Source organism: Burkholderia sp. BCC0419 (assembly GCF_902830285.1).
In the GTDB taxonomy this organism is placed as follows: domain Bacteria; phylum Pseudomonadota; class Gammaproteobacteria; order Burkholderiales; family Burkholderiaceae; genus Burkholderia.
In genome coordinates this window covers 262,976-285,512 of sequence record NZ_CADESR010000006.1, presented here as the reverse complement: position 1 = coordinate 285,512, position 22,537 = coordinate 262,976, and the positions used below count along the sequence as shown (strand labels likewise).

General features: G+C 62.4%; 16 protein-coding genes and 1 pseudogene. 13 read left to right on the top strand and 4 right to left on the bottom strand.

The features are described 5' to 3' along the window. The first annotated feature begins 65 nt into the window (after positions 1-65). The 12 genes from HWW87_RS26625 (at position 66) to icmH (ending at position 16,588) form a co-directional block, all read left to right on the top strand. Positions 66-551, top strand: a complete 486-nt coding sequence (locus tag HWW87_RS26625; RefSeq protein ID WP_121862593.1) for an Hcp family type VI secretion system effector — start codon at positions 66-68, stop codon at positions 549-551. An 81-nt stretch (positions 552-632) separates the two neighbouring features. Further along, positions 633-1,136, top strand: a complete 504-nt coding sequence (tssJ, locus tag HWW87_RS26620) for a type VI secretion system lipoprotein TssJ (RefSeq protein ID WP_175822802.1) — start codon at positions 633-635, stop codon at positions 1,134-1,136. Positions 1,137-1,167: 31 nt separating this feature from the next. Further along, a complete protein-coding gene (gene tssK / locus HWW87_RS26615; RefSeq protein WP_175822801.1) occupies positions 1,168-2,514 on the top strand; it encodes a type VI secretion system baseplate subunit TssK in 1,347 nt (448 codons plus the stop codon). Between the two features lie 71 nt (positions 2,515-2,585). Continuing rightward, positions 2,586-5,117 (top strand): type VI secretion system Vgr family protein, encoded by a 2,532-nt coding sequence (gene tssI / locus HWW87_RS26610; protein ID WP_175822800.1) that lies wholly within the window; start codon positions 2,586-2,588, stop codon positions 5,115-5,117. A 10-nt stretch (positions 5,118-5,127) separates the two neighbouring features. Next, on the top strand, positions 5,128-5,997 hold the full coding sequence (locus HWW87_RS26605) for a DUF4123 domain-containing protein (RefSeq protein ID WP_175822799.1): 870 nt from the start codon (positions 5,128-5,130) through the stop codon (positions 5,995-5,997). A gap of 11 nt (positions 5,998-6,008) precedes the next feature. Next, positions 6,009-6,551 (top strand): DUF3304 domain-containing protein, encoded by a 543-nt coding sequence (locus HWW87_RS26600; RefSeq protein ID WP_175822798.1) that lies wholly within the window; start codon positions 6,009-6,011, stop codon positions 6,549-6,551. 165 nt (positions 6,552-6,716) lie between these two features. After that, positions 6,717-7,238 (top strand): DUF3304 domain-containing protein, encoded by a 522-nt coding sequence (locus tag HWW87_RS26595; RefSeq protein ID WP_175822797.1) that lies wholly within the window; start codon positions 6,717-6,719, stop codon positions 7,236-7,238. Positions 7,239-7,248: 10 nt separating this feature from the next. Then, positions 7,249-9,621: a DUF2235 domain-containing protein gene (locus tag HWW87_RS26590; RefSeq protein ID WP_175822796.1), complete on the top strand. Its 2,373-nt coding sequence runs from the start codon at positions 7,249-7,251 to the stop codon at positions 9,619-9,621. Between the two features lie 27 nt (positions 9,622-9,648). Then, positions 9,649-9,930, top strand: a complete 282-nt coding sequence (locus HWW87_RS26585) for a PAAR domain-containing protein (RefSeq protein WP_175822795.1) — start codon at positions 9,649-9,651, stop codon at positions 9,928-9,930. 2 nt (positions 9,931-9,932) lie between these two features. After that, on the top strand, positions 9,933-11,234 hold the full coding sequence (tssL, locus tag HWW87_RS26580; protein WP_175822794.1) for a type VI secretion system protein TssL, long form: 1,302 nt from the start codon (positions 9,933-9,935) through the stop codon (positions 11,232-11,234). 25 nt (positions 11,235-11,259) lie between these two features. Continuing rightward, positions 11,260-15,351 (top strand): type VI secretion system membrane subunit TssM, encoded by a 4,092-nt coding sequence (tssM, locus tag HWW87_RS26575; protein WP_175822793.1) that lies wholly within the window; start codon positions 11,260-11,262, stop codon positions 15,349-15,351. 19 nt (positions 15,352-15,370) lie between these two features. Beyond that, complete coding sequence (gene icmH / locus HWW87_RS26570) at positions 15,371-16,588, top strand: type IVB secretion system protein IcmH/DotU (RefSeq protein WP_175822792.1); 1,218 nt, start codon at positions 15,371-15,373, stop codon at positions 16,586-16,588. Between the two features lie 598 nt (positions 16,589-17,186). Here icmH and HWW87_RS26565 read toward each other — a convergent pair. Further along, a pseudogene (locus tag HWW87_RS26565) lies at positions 17,187-18,368 on the bottom strand (benzoate/H(+) symporter BenE family transporter); the annotation flags it as partial. 172 nt (positions 18,369-18,540) lie between these two features. Beyond that, complete coding sequence (locus HWW87_RS26560) at positions 18,541-19,566, bottom strand: fatty acid desaturase (protein ID WP_175822791.1); 1,026 nt, start codon at positions 19,564-19,566, stop codon at positions 18,541-18,543. A gap of 243 nt (positions 19,567-19,809) precedes the next feature. Between HWW87_RS26560 and HWW87_RS26555 the strand changes: the two genes are divergently transcribed. Next, positions 19,810-20,634: a PhnD/SsuA/transferrin family substrate-binding protein gene (locus HWW87_RS26555; protein ID WP_175822790.1), complete on the top strand. Its 825-nt coding sequence runs from the start codon at positions 19,810-19,812 to the stop codon at positions 20,632-20,634. A 50-nt stretch (positions 20,635-20,684) separates the two neighbouring features. Here the strand turns inward: HWW87_RS26555 and dbpA are convergent, their stop codons facing one another. Beyond that, positions 20,685-22,085, bottom strand: coding sequence for an ATP-dependent RNA helicase DbpA (dbpA, locus tag HWW87_RS26550; RefSeq protein WP_175822789.1), 1,401 nt, complete (start codon positions 22,083-22,085; stop codon positions 20,685-20,687). Beyond that, on the bottom strand, positions 22,082-22,279 hold the full coding sequence (locus tag HWW87_RS26545; RefSeq protein ID WP_040140903.1) for a hypothetical protein: 198 nt from the start codon (positions 22,277-22,279) through the stop codon (positions 22,082-22,084). The genes dbpA and HWW87_RS26545 overlap by 4 nt, the downstream gene beginning before the upstream one ends. Between the last annotated feature and the right edge of the window lie 258 nt (positions 22,280-22,537).

Here is a 22,537-nt window from a genome sequence, read left to right as displayed (position 1 = left end):
ATTCAAGCGCTTCATCTTGCGATGAACGGCCCGTTTCTACTCACGTAAGTCAAGGAGTACTACGCATGGCACAGGACATTTTTCTGAAGATCGACGGTATCAACGGCGAATCGCTCGATGACAAGCACAAGGACGAGATCGAAGTCCTGAACTGGGATTGGGAAATCACCCAGGAATCGTCGATGCATGCCGGCAGCGGTGGCGGCGCGGGTAAGGCGACGGTCAAGGACCTGACGTTCGAACACAACATCGATCGCGCCAGCCCGAACCTGATGAAGTACGCGCTGACCGGCAAGCATATCGATCAGGCGACGCTCGTGATGCGCAAGGCCGGCGGCAATCCGCTCGAATACCTGAAGGTCACGATGAGCGACGTGATCGTCACGCGCGTGAAGCCGTCCGGCAGCAAGAGCGACGCCGAGAAGAGCCGCGAGACGGTGGCGTTGTCGTTCGCGAAGGTGAAGCAGGAGTACGTCGTGCAGAACGCGCAAGGCGGCAGCGGCGGTGCGGTGACCGCCAGCTTCGACATCAAGGGCAACAAGGAAGCATAAGCCGGCAAGGCGTTGCGCGTGCGCAAGGGTGTTTCCGCGCATGCGCAATGTCCTTTTGCTGCATTCCAAGACGAGATCTGCATGCGTTCGATCCTGATTGCCACCACGCTTGCCAGTGTCGTGATTCTCACGGCCTGTGCGAGCGGCGAACCGAAACCCAAGGAGCCGGTTCGTCTTGACTTGACGGTCAATGCGCGACCGGACGTCAACCCGGACGACCGCGGGCGGCCCGCGCCGATCGTCGTTCGCATCTATGAGCTGAAGAACGACAACGCCTTCAGCACGGCGGACTTTTTCACGCTGCAGACCCAGGAAAAGACGGTATTGGGCGATGACGTCGTGAAGCGTGACGAACTGCAGTTGCGTCCCGGCGATCGCAAGACCCTCGTTCGGCGACCGGACCCAGCGACGGCCGCCATCGGCGTGATTGCGGCTTATCGCGATTTGCCGAATGCGGTATGGCGCACCGTTTATACGATGCCGACCGCACCCGACAAGGCGTGGTACCGCCTGTTCACGCCGAAGCTGAAACTGACTGTCGATCTCGAGGCGAAGGCCGTCAAGGTCGAGGAAGCGAAGAAATGAAACACGTCGCGCAACAAACCGGACGGTATGTATGAGCTGGTATGCAAAGGTCGCCTGGCAGGAAGGGCTGTTTTTTCGGCCACAACTGTTCCAGCAGCAGGATCGCTACTTCGAGAAGTACGCTCATATGCGTGCGGCTCCGCTGTCGCCGTTCTTTTTCGGCTTCGCGAGCTATGCGCTCGATCTGGAGTCGCTGGCGCTCGGGAAGGTGATCGTCAAATCGGCCGCCGGCGTGTTCGCCGACGGCACGCCGTTCGATGCGCCGGGCAATACGCCTCTGCCGCCGCCGCTGACTATCCGGCCCGAGCACCTCGATCAGGTGATCTATCTCGCAGTGCCGGTCCGGCTGCCGAACTGTGAAGAAACGACGTTCGAGAACAGCGCGGATTCCCTGGCGCGCTACCTGGTGTTCGATACGGAACTGCGCGATACGAATTCGATCGGTCTCGCACCGGAGTCCGTGCAATTGTCGAATCTGCGCTTGCGACTGATGCCGGAAAAGGAGTTGGGCGATGCGTGGATCGGCCTCGCACTCACGCGCGTCAAGACGATCCGTGCGGACGGCAGCATCGAACTCGACGACACGCTGGTGCCGCCGGTGTCGGGTTACGGTGCGAGCAACCTGCTCGCAAGCTGGGTGACGAAAATCCACGATCTCGCGCACCTGCGTGCGAATGCGCTCGCCGCACGGCTCGCCGGCACCGACGAGACGACGGCGAGCGCGGCGACGGTTACGGACTATCTGCTGTTGCAGATTTTGAACCGCTACGAGCCGCTGTTGCAGCACATGCTGCGTGTGCCGGCCGTGTCGCCCGCCGATGTCTATGCGTTGCTGATCAGCATGGCGGGCGAACTGTCGACGCATCTGCGAACGGACACGCGTCGGCCGCTCGACACACATCCGCCTTATCAGCACACGACGCCGCATTTGTGTTTGAAGCCGGTTGTCGACGATACGCATCGGTTGCTCAACGCCGTGTTGGTGCGGAGTGCGCAGAGCATCGCATTCGAGGACCGCGGACACGGGATGCGCAATGCGGTGGTCGATCCGGTCGATATGCAAGGCTTTACCGCACTGGTGCTGGCCGTTCATGCGGCGATGCCGCCGGACGTGCTGAAGCAGCAGTTTCTGGCGCAGGCGAAGGTGGGGCCGTCGGAGAAATTGCCGAGCCTTGTGCGTAGTCACTTGCCGGGCGTTGGTTTGCAGGCACTGCCGGTGCCGCCGCGGCAGATTCCGTTCAATGCGGGATACATCTATTACGAGTTGACGCAGGGTGGACCGCTTTGGGAGGAAGTCGTGCGGCATGGTGGTATCGCGTTGCACGTGGCGGGGGAGTTCCCGTCGCTCAAACTTGAGCTTTGGGGCGTGCGCGCGTAAGCGTGACGTGTTCGAAGCGATGGGGTGGCTATCGGCAGTCGATGGTTCGATCGATTCAAGGAGATGTCGGAATGGCTTTGTTTGACGCACCACGGACGCTGTCGATTTCCGGCGGAGCCCTGCCGATGTACGGTGATCGTCCGATCCTCACGCCGGTGAAGCTTACGGGCGGCGAAACGCTCGGCGAGTTGTTCGAGTACACGCTCGAGCTGAAAACCCCGGACGAACTCGGGTTCTCGCAGAGCATTGCCGCGAATATCGATCTCGACAAGCTGATCGGCACCGAGCTGACCGTCTCGATTCAGATCGAAGGCGTTGGGCATTTCATTCGTGGTCTTGCCGGCAACACCGGAATGGCGAATATCGGCGCAGGCACGCGCGAGATCACCGGCATCATCAGCCACGCATCCATCCTGCGAGAAGATGGCCGTTCGATCGTATACGCGGTCACGATTCGACCGTGGCTCTGGCTGGCGACGAAGAACTGCGAGTGCCGCATCTTCCAGGATATGTCCGTGATCGAGATCACGGATGCGGTGCTCTCGGCCTACCTGTTCCCTGTCGACAAACGACTGACGCCGCCGCGTCCGAACAAGACCTGGCCCAAGCGGGACATCCAGCGCCAGCACCACGAAAGCGACTGGACGTTCCTGCAGCGCTTGTGGGAAGAGTGGGGCATCTTCTACTTCTTCGAGCATGAAGAGAGGAAGCACCGTCTCGTGCTGTGCGATGCGATAACCGCGCTCAAGCCGCACGACGATGCCTATTCGACGATCCGCTACGAGACTCCGAATAGCCGGCGTATTGACGAGGAGCATATTCACGCGCTGTCGGTCTCGAACGCGTTGACGACCGGTGCGGTGACCAGTGTTGACTACGACTACACCCGGCCGCGCGCAGACCTGACGGTTGCGCGAGAAGACCCGCGCAATACGGGGCTCGCCAATCAGGAGCATTACACGTGGGGCGATTATGCTCAGCCGCAGGCCGGTGCGGGCGGCTTGTCAGGCGCGCGAAACGAACCGCGGACCGAGGCCGAATACCTGACGCTCGTGCAGATGGAAGCTTGGCGTTGTCAGGGGCTCAGGGCTTCCGGGCAGGGCAACCTGCGCGGGCTGGTCACTGGTCGGACCTTTGTGCTTTCGCACTATCCGCAGAACGCCGCGAACTGCGAGTACGCGGTTATCGCCGCGAGGCTGACGATCGAAGAGGTCGGCGAGGCATCGGGTTCCGGTCAGCGATACCACTGCGAAGCGGACTTTGTGTTGCAGCCGACCCATGAGCCGTTCCGGCTGCTGCGCACGATCGATAAACCGCGTATTACCGGCGTTGAATATGCCGTCGTGACGTGTCCGGAGAATCAGGAAATCTGGACGGACGCGTACGGTCGGGTGAAGTTGCAGTTTCTGTGGGATCGGCTCGGCGACAACGACGAACGTTCGAGTTGCTGGGTGCGCGTTGCCGGTGCGTGGCATGGCGATCAGTTCGGCGGGATATTTCTGCCGCGCCGGGGCCATGAGGTTGAAGTTGCATTCGCGAATGGCGATCCGGATTTGCCGATCATCGTCGGCAGTGCGACCAATGCGTTCAATATGCCGCCGTTCGACTTACCGGCGAACCACACACTCGCCGGTTATCGCAGCAAGGAAGTTGGCGCTCGGCGAGCGAACACGCTTGCGTTCGATGACACGCACGGAAAAATTCAGGCTCATCTGTCGAGTGACGAAGGCTGTTCGCAGTTGAATCTGGGTTACATCACGCGTATCGCGGGTAACGCTGGTCGGCAGGATGAGCGTGGCCGCGGAGCGGAGTTGCGGACGGATGGCCATGGCGTGTTTCGAGCGGCTCAGGGCATGCTCCTGACGACGGAAGCTCGGCAAAATGCGCGAGCCCATTTGACCGACATGGGTGAGACGACCGCTCGACTCGAAGAAGCCGAGCGTTGGCAGTCGACGATCGCTCAACTTGCCCAACAGGCAACCGCTCAGGACGCAAACACCCATCAGGAAGAAGTCGCAGCGACGCTGGCCAAGCAGAACGCCGCTATACGGGGGCCGCACGACCCCTCCGACGATGGCTTTCCTGAACTCGGTGCGCCGCACGTCGTCGTAGCCGGCGCCGCGGGCATCCAGACCACGACCCCCGCGACAACGCATATCGCAAGCGGTCAGCACGTCGCGCTGACGAGCGGGGAGCACATCGCGGCGTCGGCGAACGGGAGTGTTCTCGTCAGCGCTCAGGATACGGTGCGTCAGTTTGCAGCGCGCGGAGGTATGAAATCCGTCGCGGCCGATGGGGACATCGATATTCAGGCACTGCAGAAGGCGATCAATCTGCTGGCCCTCCTCGAGGTCAACGTTACTAGCGACGCGATCCATATCAAGGCGAAAAAGAAGCTGGTTCTGAACGGCGGTGGCAGCTACATCGAGCTTGAGCAGGGCAGCATAAAAAGCGGAACCAGCGGTGTTTGGCTGGCGCATGCCGCTACCCATTACTTTCCGCAACCTGACGAAGTGCCCGTCGAGCTTCACGTTCCCAAGGTGTGTATCGAGTGTCTGATGAAAGCCGCGAAGAGCGGCGCATCCGTGGTTCCGCGGCTCTGAGGTTTGCTTCATGAAAACGGTAGACGACAACGGAAAACTCTACGGTCTGGTCGATGGCGCGCAGTACCCGGACGCTCTTGCTGTATGGGTGCTCGAATTTTCGCCGGAGGTGCGATCGGTATTCGAAGGGTTGCCAGAGGAGGAGGCAGGCAACGCTGCTCCGATTCTCTTTGAGATAGACGATGTGAATAGCGACTGGGTTCGGCAGATCGATCAGATGGATCGGTATCGACCATGTTTCTCGGTTCTGCGCAGCGTCTTGAATATCGATGAACTCAAGCTGCATCTGCAGCAGTTTCTCTTTGCCGATATCGGCGAGGGCATTCAGGTTCTGCTCCGTTGGTTTGATCCGCGCGCGCTTCCGTCGATTCTCGAAGTCTCGGGCGACGCGGCGAGAGTTGAGCTCATGCGGCCGATAACGACATGGATGTACCGCGGAGGAAACTCGGAGTGGCAGTACGTCGCGATTGACGAGCGTTCGCACGCCGAGGATGCGGAGGAATTTTCGTTGTCACTCAGTCAGCAGCAGCTCGACAGGTTGGAAAGGCATGACGAGCCGCACGCGGTCATGAGCGAGTTGAGCGACCTCGGTCTGATCGACGCGAATCAACCATATGCAATTCGGTATCGGGATTTCTGCCAACGATATGATCGTGCGAATCAATGGGGGCTGGATCTCCGCGCAGATATCCACGCATTCTGTGTGGCCTCGTATCAGTATGGCGAAAAATTCGATCGACAGGATGACGTTCGATCGGCCATTCGGTCGACTGTCGCCGGCAAGATGCCATTGATACAAGAGTTCGAGTTGGTCCCAGCGTATGTCTGGCGGGATTTGAAGCGTTCTTTCGAGAAGTATGCTGGGTTGATGGACGAATAGGACACGGGACAATGAATATCTTTGTCTTTAAGCGATTTTCCGGTCTTTTTTTTGTCGGCTCCCTGTTGATGACGATCGCAGGTTGCTCGGATGAAAACGAGAGTAACCCGGCGGACGTGAGTGGCTATAACTATACCGATTACTACATTGCTGGATTTCGTGTCGGGAATGAAGGCCAGGAGCTCTCGGCGGGCGGGCCGAACATTTTCCCGAAAGAGCCAGGCGCGAAACGTTCGGGTGGAGGGAAATACATTTGTTGCATCGGTATTCCTTCGAAATGGCGGCCCGGGATGAAGCTCGCGGTCAAGTGGCGACGAGACACGAAACCCTACGACGAAGATCGCAGCGGTGATCGGTGGCTTACTGCGACTACCGACGTGCCGCCATATGGACCACGTACCGCAGGATTTGTTGTGCATTTCCTGCCTGGTGACCGGATTCGCATCCAGATCAGAGATGAGAAAGGAGTACTGCCAAAAATCGATGATCAGGATCCCTACATCGTACATGGTGTGCTGGACCCAGAATTGAACAAGAAACAAGGTGAGGGTTGAGGTGAGCGCGATCTGGCGGCCCGAACAGTTCAACGAACAACGGCATCTGGCAGAAGGTGAAGCCACTCGAGTGATGGAGAGGAATTCATCAAGCGAAACCTCCGATTACTTGCCGTCGTTGCACCTTATCGCTGTTCCGACTGCACAAACAAAGGATCTCTCGAGATGAATCTCGCTGCTCTGAAGCGTTGTCGTTTTTTGTTGGTCGGTTTGCTGTTGCTGTTCATAGGTTGCTCGGACGAAAAAGAGAGTAATCCGTCGAGCGTCAGCGGCTATAACTATACCGATTATTACATTGATCAATTCAATATCACAAACGAGGGCCAACAGCTTTCGGCGGGTGGCGCGAACATGCTTCCGAAGGACGCAGGGCAGGAGCGCTCAGAGAGTGGAGGTATGTGCTGTATCGGTATCCCTTCCAAATGGCGACCCGGCATGAAGCTCGTGGTCAGGTGGCGACGAGACACGAAACCATACGACGAAGATCGCAGCGGTGATCAGTGGCTTACTGCGATTACCGACGTGCCGCCGTATGGGCCGCGGACCTATGGCTTCGTGATTCATTTTCTGTCCGGTGACCGAATCCGTGCGGAGATACAGGACAAGCCGCAAATGCCAGAGAAACCCGCCGATACTGATCCGTACATCGTGCAGGGCATGCTGGATAAAGAATTGAACAAAAAGTGAGGAGAGGGGGATGAGCGTAATTCGATGGCCCGAACCATTCAACGAGCAGGGGCGGTTGTCCGAAGCGGACGCTGCCAAACTGATGGGGAAAAGTGCCCTAGCGCAGGAGGCGCCAGGGTGCGCACAGACGCTGCATGTCAATTTGTTCTTCGACGGCACGAATAACAATATTGAATGGGATACTAAGAGCGTGGAAAGACCTACGCATAGCAACGTTGCCAGATTGTTTCGTGCATGCCTTCGAAACAATTCAATAGGAATTTTTTCAGAGTACGTTCCGGGTGTTGGAACTCCATTTCCCGAGATTGGCGAAAAGGCATTCTCGTCGGCAGGAAAGGCATTTGCTCTTGGCTTCGGCATGCGCGTGGCGTGGGGGTACACTCGCTTACTGAACGCGTTGCATATTGCAATTACGGGTAATCGCATGCTGGCCGATCCCGAGGCTCGTGCTTTTTGTTCGTCGATCGACGATGACGTTATCGCCGCGAATGGCACGATGACTCGGATCGTTGGAAGAATGTCTAAGGTGATTCCTGCAGCAGGGGCTATCACAAATGCTCGACGGGCGTACTACGGATACAAGTCTCGAGAGATGCTAGAGCGTTTCCATGGAGAGCTGTCGGCGCTTCAAAAGAAACACAGCAGTTCGGGGGGGCAACTGAACCGATCGATTAAGAAGGTATGGATCAATGTTTTCGGATTTTCTCGCGGTGCCGCTGGCGCGCGCGTATTTGTCAATCGTCTTGTTAACACTTGGGCACCAAACGGAATGATCGCTGGCGCGATTCCGTACGAGGTTAACTTTCTGGGGATTTTTGATACGGTCGCATCGGTTGGCCTGCCGGATACGGCCACCGCAGCGGTCAATTTGCCAGACCTTGACGGGCACTGGGCATGGACGGCGGAAGGTGCCCTCAACATCCCTGCGTCGGTCAAGAAGTGTGTGCATTTCTTCTCGATCCACGAGCAGCGGATGAGCTTTCCGCTCGATTCCATTCGAGAAAAGCAAGCCTATCCAGTCGGCGCGCCACGCAGGATTGAGGTCGCCTACCCAGGAGTGCATTCTGACGTGGGGGGCGGTTATGCGCTCAACGAAGAAGGCAAGTCGCGGGACGGCGATGACAGCAAGCTCAGTCAGCTCGCCTTGCACAACATGTATATCGAGGCACTAAAGGCCGGGGTGCCGCTATCGGTAAAGACTGGCAAAACCTCGCTTCCGAAAATTGTAGAACACGATTTCAGAATATCTCCGAGCGTTGCCCGGGCCTTCAACGACTGGCTCTCGACCGTCAATCAAAAGCCCCTCGACAGCGTCGAAACGGCACTTCGCATAGGCATGGGGCAGTCGCTCGCGTGGCGTACCTTGCGCGCGGATTATGGAAATCCGCTGGCCTACATCACGTCGCAGGAATTCTTCCGTCGTGCGCCAGAAAACGACGTCACGCCGTACGGGCTGGAAACGCGAATCGGGAGCAAGGCCACATCTGCTTCTCGGCTCGACGACTTGAAGCGGGAGAAGCAGCAGCTCGAGAAGCAGAAGGCTGGCCTTGACGCGGCAGCACTCAGCATGCCTGCGATTCCGGCGCTTGCGAATCCGTTCAGGAAGAAAGCGGCCGAACTTGCCGAGCAAATCAAGAAAAAGGACGCCGACATTCTGGCGGCCGCGGCGGGGAAACCTCCGCGCCCTGGCGAGGGTACAACGGACGTGATGACCAACGACAAGACCGACCTTCTGGAAGCCGCGGAAGAGTTCCGGCTTTTGCTTGCGTACCTGTATCCCGATCAGCGCTGGCGCTGGCAAGTGTACTGGGCGCGTCCGCCGGCAGATACGGTGAAGGTGAAAATGGGACCGATAGGGAAGGCGATTCCCTTGGAGCAGAACGTCAATGCCTATTACCTGACGGTCGACCGAAAGGACGTCGTTTCGCACCGTAGGCAAGGGTCGACGGCTGCCTGGATGGGGGAACGTGACCGGGTGATGATGCTATTGGGGGGCGTCGCTGGGTATCAGCCGACACTGGATTTTGTTCTCACGCCGAGGCAGGAGATGCTGCCGTTCCTGCTCGAGCACACCTCTGACGAGGGAGTGCGAAAGCTGCCTCGCGCCGCGATCCGCTTGCTTGACGACTACGTTCACGATAGCCGCGCATGGTTCCGCGTGCCCTATTTCCACGAATACGCGCCCGGCGGTTACGGGTGGGCGCGGACGTTCTTCGTCGGCGACGACAGGCGCATTCGGTCGCTCGGCCTGAAAGACAATGCCGCGCACGTTGCCGTCGAACGTGAAAGGGTAGCGATGGCGGATCTCGGCAACTATCTCGTCGAGCGGTCCAGGACGTTACCGCCTCCGGTGAAAGTCGACTTCAGCACTTTTCCGCGCTAGTGAGCGCACCAGCCTACGAATATCACCATGTCAATCAGCATCGCAGTTGTCGGAGATGAAACCGACCATGGCGGCCGGATCATCACCGGTTCGGATACACACAAGATCGGCGGCAAGAAAATTGCCCGCCTGCACGATCTGGTCGATTGCCCGGAAACCTATCCGGACGGGCGTCCGCACGGCGTCAACAAGATCATCGAATCGCATCCGACGCTCAGCGTCGGCGGGCGCCACGTGGCGCTGCACGGCCACCGTACGGAGTGCGGTTGCCGGCTGATCGCGACGTCGACGGCAAAGGTGGGACGCTAACCATGTCGACGCCAAGAAAATCCAGCGTGCCGATCGGTGCCGTGCGCACGTCCGCGGAAGATCACGAGGCGTTGGCGGATGCGCTGAACCGCGGGGACGATTCGTCAGCCAGCCAGGATTTTGCGCCTCCAGAGGTTTTCGAGCAGCGTTTGGCCAAGGTCAAGGCGGCGCGCAACCCATTGCTCGAGGCATCCCGAGTGCTACTCCGTGCGCAGGCCGATATGCCGGACAAGTTTGCGTCGAAGAATGCGATTGATTCGTTGCGCACGCTTCTCGTTCAGGAGGTGAGGGTATTCGAGAAGCTTTGCGAACAAACCAGCATTCGGCGCGATCACATGATCGGCGCCCGATATTGCCTGTGCACCGCATTAGACGAAGCGGTAACGCAGACGGAATGGGGCAAGAAAGACTTGTCGGGGATCAAGTGGATCAAAGATGGTCTTGCAATCACCTTCCATGGAGATCGTGACGGCGGTGACAAGGTATATCTACTGATCGCCCGTCTGCTTGAGGATCCTCATGAGCATCGTGATCTGCTCCAGGTGATCTACCGAATTCTCAGTCTCGGTTTCGAAGGCCGCTACCGAGGCGTAACCGATGGCAAGCGCAAGCACGACGCGATCCGCCAGCGGATCTACAACGTCATCACATCGCAACGCGAGCCCGTGCCGATGGCCTTGTCACCCAACTGGCAATCGACTGCAAGAGGCAAGCGCCTGTCGTTCTACGATTTCCCGGTGTGGATCACCGTGGTCGTCCTGTCCGTGATCCTTCTCGGTCTGTTCGGCTGGTTCAAATACGAACTGATGACCCGTGCCGCCGAAGTCCAGAAGCAGATTGCCGCGATCGGTGCGATGACACCGCCTCCAGCGCCTCCGCAATTGCATCTCAAGCAGTTGCTCAAGGATGAAATCGCCGCCGGCACGGTCAGCGTCGACGAAGACGCTCGCCGAAGCGCCGTGACGTTCCGTGGCGACGCGATGTTCAAGCCCGGCGGGGCGTCAGTCCAGCCATCGATGAACCCGCTAATTTCAAAGATCGCCGCCGAAATCTCCAAGGTGCCCGGCAAGGTAGCCGTTCTTGGTTACACGGACAGCGTGCCGATTCGCAGCCGTCATTTCGCGTCGAATCAGGTGCTGTCGGAAGAGCGGGCCATTCAGGTCATGCAGATGCTGCAAGCCGCGGGCGTGCCTGCCAATCGTCTCGAAGCCGCCGGCAAGGGCGATGCCGATCCTGTCGGCGACAACCGCACCATGCAGGGGCGCGCGCAGAACCGGCGTGTCGAGATCGTCGTCGCGCGATAAGCCAGATCCGTTTCCGGAATAACACATGAAGAAGTTCCAGTTCCTGTCGTTTCTGGCCTCGCGCCAGTTCCTCGCGTTCCTCGCGCTGATTGTCGTCGCACTAGTGATCTGGTTCGTGGGGCCGTTTTTCGCGTTCGGCGGACTGAAGCCGCTCGCCGGGGACGGCATGCGCGTGCTGTTGATCGCATTGCTGCTCGCCGGTGTGCTGCTCTGGCTCGTGGGCCAATCGACGGGCATCGTGTTCGTCGCCCTGCTTTGCTTGTTGATCTGGGACGCGGGCCCGCTGCTTTCGTTTGGTCATATGGCTCCGCTCGAGCCGGCGTCGACCCGACTCACCGCAATCGCGGTGGTAGTGGGCGTTCTCGTGATCTTCGGGATGTATCGCATCTGGCAGAAGATGCGCGCCGACGATGCGTTCCTGAAGAAGATGCTGCGCATGGGCGACAAGAAGGACGAGTCGCCCGCCGCATCGCGTCTACGGAAAGTCGAACCGATCGTGACCAGCGCGCTCGCCCGCCTCAAATCGATGCGCACCGGTGCGCGCGGTCTTGGTCGGCTGTTCCAGGGCAAGCGCTATTTGTACGAATTGCCCTGGTACATCACGCTCGGCTCGCGAGGGTCGGGCAAGACCAGCGTGCTGCTGAACGGCGGACTGGCGTTTCCCGTTGCCGAGCAGATGCAGCGTGCGGCGGGGAAATCTGCGGCCGACGCCGCCTCGGTGGACTGGTGGTTGACCAATGATGCGGTACTCATCGACACGACGGGCCACTACACGCGTCATGGCACCTCGTCGGCCGCGGAAATCGATGAACCGAAACCGGCTGCCGATACCGCCGGCGCGGATGCGAGCGACTCAAAGGCGGACGAGAGACGCGCCGAAGACGATCCGAAACAGGATACGTCGACGCAATCAAAGGCGGCCGCGTCATCGAAATCGAATGTCGATTCCGCTTCGAGTCGTTCCGGCCAGGGCAATAGTCATCAGGAGATCGATCGCGCGGAATGGCTCGGATTTCTCGGCATGCTGCGCCGGAACCGGCCGCGCGCGCCGATCAACGGCGCGTTGCTGACGATCGATCTTGCGACGCTGGCTAGCTCCGATGAACAGGCACGCATCGCCGAGGCTGCTGCATTGCGCGCGCGGCTGGCCGAACTGAGGCAGGAGCTGGGCATTCGCTTCCCCGTCTACGTGATGGTGACGAAGATGGACGGCCTGACGGGCTTCCCGGAGTATTTCGGCACGCTCACATCGGAAGGACGGGCACAGACATGGGGCTTCACGCTTCCGTACGGCAAGGAAACGGTTGCGAAGGAGGGATTGCGTGCGCGTTGCCACCACGAGCTCAGGCAACTCTCCGACCGTTTGAGCGACTCGATCGATACACATCTGCAGGATGAGTACGATTTGCCGAAGCGGCGAAAGCTTGCCGCGCTCTCGGAGGAATTTTCTGCACTGCTCGGCCCGTTGACGGACCTGATCGACAGCATCTTTCTCGATTCGCGCTACGACGACACGCAACTCCATGCAACGTTTCGCGGCGTGTATTTCACAAGCGCGCGGCAACTGGGCGGCGAGGTCGTGGCGGAGCGCCATACGCTCGTTCAACGCCTGCTGTCGGCTCAGGATCACGCCGCCGTTTCACCGCAGCGCGCCGAAGGCAACCAGAGCTTCTTTCTGCATGATTTCCTGACACGTGTCGTGTTCCCGGAGGCGCACCTCGTCAGCCCCAACCTGCGCTGGGAATTCCGCTACCGGCTGTTGCGCCTGATCGGCCACAGCTTGACCCTGCTGTTGTTCGTGTGGCTGGCGATCGGCTTGCGCGTGAGCTTCGGCCACAACAGCGGCTATCTCGACGCGATGGGTCGCAAGGTGCAGGCATTGACAGTTCGCGTGACGCAACTCTACAAGACGCCGAAACCGGAGGCCGTGCCGGACACGCTGACCGAAGCGCGCTATCTGCCGACCTTTCCGAATCTGGATGTGTCCGATCCCGGCAGCGAGTGGCGCTACGGGCTGTATGTGCCGCCGAATATTGTGACGGAGAGCGGTCGCACGTACGATGCGCTCGAGGGCAATCTGTTGTTGCCGCAAATCGTGCGCCGGATGGAGGAGGTGATGTCCGGCGCGATTGCCGGCAAGGATTCGAAGGCCGCTTACGACGCGCTGCGTGTCTACCTGATGCTCTACGACGCCGCGAAGTTCAATGCCGGTGACGTCAAGACGTGGGTGCTCGACGATTGGGCGAAAAATGACAGTGCAGCGAGCTTCGGTGGCCGGGCATCGATGATCGACCATGTCCAGCAGCTTTTTTCGGGCGATCGCGTGGTGAAGTCTCTGCTCATTCGCAATGACGCGCTGATCCAGCGAGCCCGGGCGTTTCTCGATGGCAGCAACGCGACGGGGCGCTTGTACGAGCGCGCCAAGGCGGCGATGCAGAAGGAGGCGCCGGACGAGTTCACGCTGTTGCGCGCGGTGGGTCCGCAGGCCGGCACGGTATTCACGCGGGCGAGCGACGCGCCGTTGTCGCGTGGCGTGTCGGGACTCTTCACGTTCGACGGTTACCGGAATCTGTTCGACAAGCGGCTGCCTGAATTCGTGCAGATTGCGCGTGACGACGATGCGTGGGTGATGGGGCGCTCGTACCTGGCGGGGGCATCGGACTCGGCTCAAAAAAAAACGGCTGACATCGTGAGCAATGCGACGGGGATGGACGACGCGCTGACGGATGCGGTCCGTCGCGAATATCTGACGGAGTACGCGCAGCAATGGGACGCGTTTCTCAACGACATCCGGACGGTGAGCGGCACGAGCCTCGCGTTCAATCTTCAGGTGCTGCGCCGCTTCGCGGCTCCCGACTCGCCACTCGTGCGGCTGGCCCGTGCGGCGGTGCATGAAACGACGCTCACGGCGCCGGTGAGCGGATCGGGCGGCTCGTTTCTCCAGAAAGCTGCCGACCAGATCAACCAGAAGGCCGACAAGGCGCTCGGCATTCGTGCGTCGGAACGCGTCGAGCGCGACCTCGTCGACACCCGTTTCGCCGCGCTGCGCGAAGTCGTGACAGGCAACGCCGATTCGGAGGGCGCTTCCCAGGCCGCAGCCCAGGCCGGCGCGACGGGTCTCGACGGTGTGACCAACCTGTTGAACGACTACTACACGGCGCTCACGGTCTCCGATAACGCGTTGTCGAACAACAGCATGCCGCCGGCCAGCGACGCGGCGGCGAAGCTGAAGATGGCGGCCAACACGATGCCCGCACCTTTCCGAGCCGTGCTGCTGCAGCTGGCCGCGGATGGCTCGCGGGAAGTCAATCAGGGTATAGGACAGCTGTTGTCGCGCCAGATGCAGGCGGCCGTCGGTGACACGTGCAGGCTGACCATCGAGGGCAACTACCCGTTCTCGCCCGACAGCAAGCGCGATGTCGGCATCGACGATTTCACGCGTGTGTTCGCGCAAGGCGGCGTGATCGACGATTTCTTCGCGAAGACGCTGGCGCCCTACGTCGACACGTCCGCGAAGCCATGGCGGTACCGCACGCTGCCCGGTGCGACGGAGCCCGTGCAGGGGCCGGATCTCGAACCGTTCGAGCATGCGAAGGCGATTCGCGACGTCTTCTTCAACGATCCCGGTCACAAACAGCTCACATGGAAGGCCGATATCCGCATTCCCGAACTGGATCCCTCGATCATGGGCCTCGCGCTCGATGTCGACGGCCAGACATCGCTCTATCAGCACGGGCCGGTGGCGCCGTTCACGGTGTCGTGGCCGGGGCCGCGCGGCGGTGTTCACGCAGAGATCACCGCGAACCCGCGCATTCGCCCCGAGACGTCGACGATCGCTGCCGACGGTCCCTGGGCGCTGATGCGGCTGCTCCAGCGGGGACGGATCGTCGAAACGGCGACGCCCGGCCGCACCCGTGTCGCATTCGACTTCGACGGTCGCAAGGCGGCGCTCGACATCGCGAGTGCCGGGAGTGTGGCGAATCCGTTGACGAGCGATGTGCTGAGAACGTTCCGCTGCCCGAGCTCGATGCCGGTGTTCAATCTGTCGGATAGCGGCCCGCCGCCCGGATTGCCACGCGGCATGATGCCGGCAAGCCCGATCAACACGGCCCAATGAACTGCGAGGAGCGTGCACGGTGACGATTTCGACGGTCGATCCCAGAAGTCCAGCCCGGGAGCCGGCATCCCCGCCGCTCGCTACGCGTCTCAGGGGCGCGGAGCAAGCGGTCAATCCGCTGTTTGAATCTGCGCGCATCTTGCTGCGAGCGCTGGCGGATACGCCCGCTGGACTGGAACCCAATGCCGTCGCGCACCGACGCTGGTGGCTGGAACAGGAGCTCAGGATGTTCGCGCGTGTCTGCAACGAGTTGAAGTTGCGCTCCGATCACGTGGTTCGCGCGAGCTATTGCCTGTGCGCCGCGCTCGACGAAGCGGCAATGCAGACGCGTTGGGGTAACGGCGGGGCGACGGGAGTCGACTGGCAGTCGAACAGCCTGGCCGTGGCGCTGGGGCACGACCGGCAGGGAAGTGATCGCGTGTTTCGACTGATCGATGAAGCGCTGGGTCGTCCTCGAGAACATCTCGATCTGCTCGAGCTGTATCAGAACATCCTCGGTCTGGGTTTCAAGGGGCGATATCGCTTTGCAAGCGATGGCTCGGCCCAGCTTCAGAGCATTCGCGAAGTCGTGCACCAGGTTGTCGCGGCCGGCGGATTCGGCAACATACCCGACAGTGAGCCGATCCGGCCGTCGCGGCATTCGATTGTCGATCCATGGGTGCGTCCCGTACCGGTGCGTCGAACCCGGTGGTGGATGGGTGCGGGCCTTGCCGTTGCGTTGTTGCTGGGAGCAGCGGGTTATGCGGCGGTGGATCGTTGGATGCATGGCATGCCGGCTACGACGACGTCCTCGCTTGACGCCTTGTCGGAACGGCTCGGCTCGAGCCTGCGTAATGAGGTGGCTGCCGGTAACGTCGAGTTGCATCAGGATGTCGCGACGAACGCACTGATACTCCGGTTCAACGGCATGTACGCATCGGGTGACGTGACGGTCGCGCCGTGGTGGGCTTCCATGATGGCTACGGTTGGGCGGACCATTGCCGCATCGGTACCCGCTGCGCACGTGCAGGTCGTTGGTTACACCGACAACATACCGGCTGGAGGGATATCCCGGGGCAATAATCAGGCGCTGTCCGAAGCTCGCGCTCGACAGGTCGCGCAGATTTTCGCGGCCGCGGGGGTGCCGATGCAGAACATCTCGGTAACCGGGCAGGGCGATGCCGATCCGCTCGCCGACAACGGCACGGTAGCGGGCAGGTTACGGAATCGCCGCGTCGAAGTGACCGTGACGAAGTGAGCGGCGGGTCGGGACGCCCCACGATTCGCCGATGCAACCGACGTATCTGTTGCAGCAAGCATTGTGGGCCTGCTCAAGCGCCCGGGCGACGCCGCACCTGGCTCAACACCTCGCGAATGACGGTCAGCAGTGTGCCTGGTGTGATATCAACGTTCGGCAGAGTTTTCGGTGTGCACGAACTTCTCCCCGACACGGATTTCGGTTGGTCAGACCTTCGCAACTCCAAGCAGATACTCTTTTGGGAAATCAAGTAATGCGCCGTTTCTTTGGGACCGTAGGATTCGGGCTTGCTGGCGTCGCTAGTGTTGTCATATGGACGTTGATTGACAGCTATTTGTGCTCGGTCTTTTTGCGCCTCTGCATCCCGCGCGTGGGCGAGTGTGGCGGCGGCGTGGATGCTTGCGCCATAACCATGCAGAGCACAATCAAACTGTTCTCATACGTCTTCGGCCCGATGATTCTCTTTGCGGTACTGGGTTTCTACCTGTTTGCGCGACGCCGGCCGCCATTCGTCATTGCCGGATATCTCGTTGGCGTGGTCGCCGCCCATTGGCTCTTGGCGCTTCTGTGCGTGCGCATAATGCGCATCTGACCGGAGATTGAACACCGCATACGCCACCGACCCGATCACGATCCCCCAGAACGCCGACCCGAGCCCGAGCCACGTCATCCCCGACGCGGTCGCGAGGAACGTGATCACCGACGCCTCGCGATGATCCTCGTCCTCGAAGATGCCGTGCACGTTCGCGCTGATCGCGCCGATCAGTGCGAGCCCCGCGAGAATCGCGACGAACGCCTTCGGCAGCGCGAAGAACACCGTGACGATCGTGCCCGCGAAGAGCCCGCCGGTCAGATAGATCACGCCGTTCGCGATGCCCGCGACATACCGCCGGTCCGGATCCTCATGCGCGTCCTTGCCGGTGCACAGCGCCGCGGTGATCGCCGCGACGACGATCGTGATCCCGCCGAAGCACGCGACGACCAGCGACATCACACTGGTCGCGGTGATGATCGGGCGCGCCGGCGTGTGATAGCCGGACACGCGCAGGATCGTCATCCCCGGCAGGAACTGCCCGGTGAGGCTGACGACGACGAGCGGCAGCGCGAGGCTGAGCGTCGTGCCGAGCGTCCATTCGGGGGCGATGAAGATCGGCCGTGCGAGGCTCGGCGACACGTTGCCGAGATGCGTCATCCCGAGCAGCGTCGCGAGCGCGGCGCCCGTCAGCAGCACGAGCACGATGCTGTAGCGCGGCAGCAGGCGCTTGAAGATCACGTACGCCGCGATCATCCCGAAACCGAGCACCGGCTGCGCGGTCGCGGCGGAGAACGCATGCATGCCGAACGGCAGCAGGATGCCGGCCATCATTCCACAGGCGATGCCGCGCGGAATGTGGCGCACGAGCCGGTCGAAATAGCCGGAGACGCCGATCGCCAGGATGATCAGCGCGGCCGTGATGTACGCGCCGACGGCCTGGTTGAGCGTCAGTTGCGGGAACAGGCCGACGAGCAGCGCGGTGCCGGGCGCCGACCACGCGGTGACGACGGGCACCTTCAGCTTCCAACTGGCGAACAGGCCCGACATGCCCGCGCCGATCGAGATCGCCCAGACCCACGACGACACCATTTCATTGGACGCATGCGCGGCCTGCGCCGCCTGGAAGAAGATCGCGAGCGGGCCCGCGTAGGAAATCAGGACCGCGAGAAAACCTGCGGTGATCGCGGAAACGGACCAGTCGTTGCCGATCGTGCGGATCGCGCCGGGCGGGGTGTTCGATTGCATCGTCGTCGGGGAATGCGGCGCGCGGCCGTGCGGCGGAGCCGGGGCGAATGATTGTTCGGAGCCCCGGATGAGCCGCCATTCTGGGCATGGCCGGCGCGATTGGCAATTCGCCGGCGACGATCGGTGTTGTCGGCTTTTCGTAAGGATGGGTGCCGAAACGCGGAGCGCGACGTCAGGTGCTGATCTGCAACACCGTGTCGACCACCGCCACTTTCACGCCGCTGCCCGTCGACAGCGATGCCGTGCCCTCGTCGAACGGATGCACGGGCGGATCGGTCGGCGTCCACGCATGGCGCGCGAGCAGCGCGCGATACCCGCCGCGGATCACGAAGCCGCCGCATTTCTGCGCATACGCGTCACGCCGCATCCGGTACGCACGCGGCAGGTCGTACCACGGTAGCTTCGGCAGGTCGTGGTGGACGAGGTGATAGTTGTTGTTCAGGTACAGCAGCCGCATCGCGAAGCCGGCTTCGTTGATCGTGATGCGCGCCTTCGGATGCGGCGCGGCGCGATGCTCGTACAGCGAGCGGATCATTGCGAGCGCCAGCGCGGGCCACGTGACGGCCAGCAGGTAGTACCACCACGGCACGCCGATTGCCCATTGCAGCCACGCGAGCAGCGCGGCCACGCACGCGGCATGCGTCGCCCACATCGGCAGATAGCGGAAGTCGCCGCGCCGGAACGCGGCGAACGCATCGCGGAACGTCGCGGCGATGGCGAGCGGCGGCCCGACGACGATGCGTCCGAGGAAAGTCTTGCGCGCGACTGTCAGCGCCCGGCGCCAGCGCGGCAGCCGGGCCCAGCGTTCGCGCGTCACGTAGTTGGTTTCGGGATCGACGCCCGGCACGGTCAGGTCTTCGTCGCGGTGATGGTCGAGATGCGTGTCGCGATACAGCGTGTACGGATACCAGACCGTCAGCGGCGGATAGCCGAGCAGCTTGTTCACGAAGGCGGAACGCGTCGGATGGCCGTGCAGCAGCTCGTGCTGCAGCGACAGGTGCCACGCGCCGAGCAGGATCAGCGGCGGCGTCGCGGCGGCGAGCGACAGGCGCCCTTCGCGCACGAGCAGCAGCACGGCGAGCCAGCCGCCGTAGATGACGACGACCAGCAGCCAGGTCGGCCACTCGGTGCGGGCGGTGAAGCGGGCGTCGAGCGCGGCGATCGCGCGCGCGTGGTCGACGTCGAAGTATTCGGCCATGGCGTTGAGGCGGATGGATCGGGCAGTGCGGGGAACGAGCGGTGGAACCGGGGCGCTCGGCCCGGGTGCGCTGGTGTCTCGCGGATCACGGTCGGCCTGCCCGGCATCGCGCACGGTGGCGGCGCCGGCAGGCATTCGAACGGTACCGGCGCGGGGCGGCCACGCCAACCAATCGATTCGCATTTGCTTATCGTGTTGCGGCCGATAAGCATCCGGGCCGCCGCCGATGCGTAGAATGCCCGCATGAGCCCCTGGATCGCAGTGCTGCCGATGTACAACGTGACGCCGCGCCACGCCGCCCTGTGGCGCGCGCTGCTGCGTGACGCACTCGATGCGTTCGCGAACGCGGGCGGGCCGGCCGACGTCGTGCTGCCCGACGCACCGTTCGACGACCTGCAGGCACTGTGGCGGCGCGACGATCTGCTGCTGTCGCAGACCTGCGGCTACCCGTACCGGATGCTCGGCTTGCGAGACGTCGTGCGATTGATTGCGACCCCGATTTTCGATGCGGACGGCTGCGACGGCGCACGCTACAGCAGCGTGCTGGTCGTGTCGGCGCGCGTGCATGCGGGCGGGGCGACGACGCTCGCCGCCTGCCGCGGGTTGCGGGCCGCCTTCAACGGCGAGGATTCACACAGCGGGATGAACGCATTCCGGCACGCGGTCGCGCCGCATGCGCACGACGGGCGGTTCTTCGGCTCGGCCACGCCGTTCGGTTCGCACCTGAACGTGCTGCGTGCGCTGGCCTCGGGAGAAGCCGATTGCGCGGCGATCGACTGCGTGACGTTCGCGTATGTACGTGACGCGCTGCCCGGTCTGCTGGAGGACATCCGGATCATCGGCGCGACGGCCTCCGCGCCGGGCTTGCCGTTCGTCGCATCGCGGGCGCTGGCGGATATGCAGGTCGTCGCGTTGCAGGATGCGCTCGATCACGCGGCTGCCGCCGATGTGGAGCGGGCGCGCGTGCTGAGGCTGAAGGGGTTCGAACGGCTGTCGCCGGCCGACTACGACACGATTGCGCGGTTCGCGCAGGGGGCCGCCGCGCACGGCTATCCCGAACTGAGGTGACGCACGGGGCGGCGCACGGCGGTGCTGCGACCGCCCGCGCCGTGGCCCGCTTACTCCTCCTCGTCCATCAACCGGACCTTGACCCGCTTGCCCTTGATCTTTCCCGCATTGAGCTTGCGCAGCGCGTCGCGCGCGACGCCGCGCTCGATCGCGACATAGGTCGAGAACTCGGTCACGTTGATCTTGCCGATCTGCTTGCCGTCGAACCCGGCGTCGCCGGTCAGCGCGCCGAGCACGTCGCCCGGACGGATCTTGTCCTTGCGCCCGCCGAGGATCTGCAGCGTTTCCATCGGCGGCAGCAGCGTGTCGTTGCCGGCCGGCGTCAGCTCGGCGAGCGGATGCCATTCGACCTCGCGCTTCTGCGCCTGTTCGATCGCGCCGACGCGGCCCATCTCGTCCATGCTCGCGAGGCTCAGTGCCCAGCCGTCCTGATCCGCGCGGCCCGTGCGGCCGATGCGGTGCACGTGCACTTCGGGGTCGGGCGTCACGTCGACGTTGATCACCGCCTCGAGCTGCGCGATGTCGAGCCCGCGCGCGGCGACGTCGGTCGCCACCAGCACCGAGCAGCTGCGGTTCGCGAACTGGATCAGCACCTGGTCGCGCTCGCGCTGGTCGAGCTCGCCGTGCAGCGCGAGCGCGTGGAAGCCCTGCGCGTGCAGCACGTCGAGCAGGTCGCGGCACTGCTGCTTGGTGTTGCAGAACGCGATCGTGCTCACCGGCCGGTAGTGGTTCAGCAACTGGCCGACCGCGTGCAGCCGCTCGTCCTCGGTCACTTCATAGAAGCGCTGGCGGATCTTGCTGTCGTCGTGGCGTTCCGCGAGCTTGATTTCCTTCGGATTGCGCAGGAACTGCTGGCTCAGCTTCGCGATGCCGTCCGGATAGGTCGCGGAGAACAGCAGCGTCTGGCGCGTCGTCGGGCACATCCGCGCGACCTTCGCGATGTCGTCGAAGAAGCCCATGTCGAGCATCCGGTCGGCTTCGTCGAGCACCAGCGTATTCAGCGCGTCGAGCTTCAGGTTGCCGCGATCGAGGTGATCCATGATGCGGCCCGGCGTGCCGACGACGATGTGCGCGCCGTGCTCGAGGCTCTGCGCCTGCGGACGCATCGGCGTGCCGCCGCACAGCGTCAGCACCTTCACGTTCTCCTCGGCGCGTGCGAGGCGGCGCACTTCCTGCGCGACCTGGTCGGCGAGTTCGCGCGTCGGGCAGAGGATCATCGCCTGTACGTCGAAACTGCGCACGTCGAGGCGCGCGAGCAGCGCCAGCGAGAACGCGGCGGTCTTGCCGCTGCCCGTCTTCGCCTGCGCGATCAGGTCCTGGCCGGCCAGCGCGATCGGCAGGCTGGCGGCCTGGATCGGCGTCATGTCGACATAGCCGAGCTGCGCGAGGTTCGCGAGCATGGCGGGCGTTAGCGGCAGCGCGCTGAACGGCGTGGCGGTCGGTTGGGTCAAGACAGGTCTCCGAGGTAGGGGCGGCCTTCCATCTGCTCGTAGACGACGTTGCCTTCGTCATCCTCGAAGCGTTCGAGATAGTTGCGGGCGCCGCACAGCGGGCAGCGGAACAGCAGCCCCTGGCCTTCGTCCTTGATGACGACGTCGGACGTTTCCCACTGCGTGCCGCAGCTCTGGTTTCGGCAAGTAAACACGGTCATTCTCCAGCTGAATTCGGTTGATGGCGCGCCCGGGCGGGCGCGGCAACGGCGTGCGGCGCTCGCGCGGTTCGGGCGCGGGCCGCACCGGCGGCCGTTTGGGTTGCGTCGATGCGGGGGGTGGATCGGGCGGCGACGAGGTCGCGCGTGCCCGCATTCTAGCGGATGCGGGCGACCGTGGCGGGCGGCGCCGGCCGGCTGACGGGGCATCGCCCGAGGCCCCCATGAGAAACGGCCGCCCCGGTGAACTGGCCC

Bases quoted from the DNA above. Each gene is read 5' to 3' on its own strand.
- HWW87_RS26625 (WP_121862593.1), top strand. From the start codon at position 66: ATGGCACAGGACATTTTTCTGAAGATCGACGGTATCAACGGCGAATCG.
- tssJ (WP_175822802.1), top strand. From the start codon at position 633: ATGCGTTCGATCCTGATTGCCACCACGCTTGCCAGTGTCGTGATTCTC.
- tssK (WP_175822801.1), top strand. From the start codon at position 1,168: ATGAGCTGGTATGCAAAGGTCGCCTGGCAGGAAGGGCTGTTTTTTCGG.
- tssI (WP_175822800.1), top strand. From the start codon at position 2,586: ATGGCTTTGTTTGACGCACCACGGACGCTGTCGATTTCCGGCGGAGCC.
- HWW87_RS26605 (WP_175822799.1), top strand. From the start codon at position 5,128: ATGAAAACGGTAGACGACAACGGAAAACTCTACGGTCTGGTCGATGGC.
- HWW87_RS26600 (WP_175822798.1), top strand. From the start codon at position 6,009: ATGAATATCTTTGTCTTTAAGCGATTTTCCGGTCTTTTTTTTGTCGGC.
- HWW87_RS26595 (WP_175822797.1), top strand. From the start codon at position 6,717: ATGAATCTCGCTGCTCTGAAGCGTTGTCGTTTTTTGTTGGTCGGTTTG.
- HWW87_RS26590 (WP_175822796.1), top strand. From the start codon at position 7,249: ATGAGCGTAATTCGATGGCCCGAACCATTCAACGAGCAGGGGCGGTTG.
- HWW87_RS26585 (WP_175822795.1), top strand. From the start codon at position 9,649: ATGTCAATCAGCATCGCAGTTGTCGGAGATGAAACCGACCATGGCGGC.
- tssL (WP_175822794.1), top strand. From the start codon at position 9,933: ATGTCGACGCCAAGAAAATCCAGCGTGCCGATCGGTGCCGTGCGCACG.
- tssM (WP_175822793.1), top strand. From the start codon at position 11,260: ATGAAGAAGTTCCAGTTCCTGTCGTTTCTGGCCTCGCGCCAGTTCCTC.
- HWW87_RS26560 (WP_175822791.1), bottom strand. From the start codon at position 19,566: ATGGCCGAATACTTCGACGTCGACCACGCGCGCGCGATCGCCGCGCTC.
- HWW87_RS26555 (WP_175822790.1), top strand. From the start codon at position 19,810: ATGAGCCCCTGGATCGCAGTGCTGCCGATGTACAACGTGACGCCGCGC.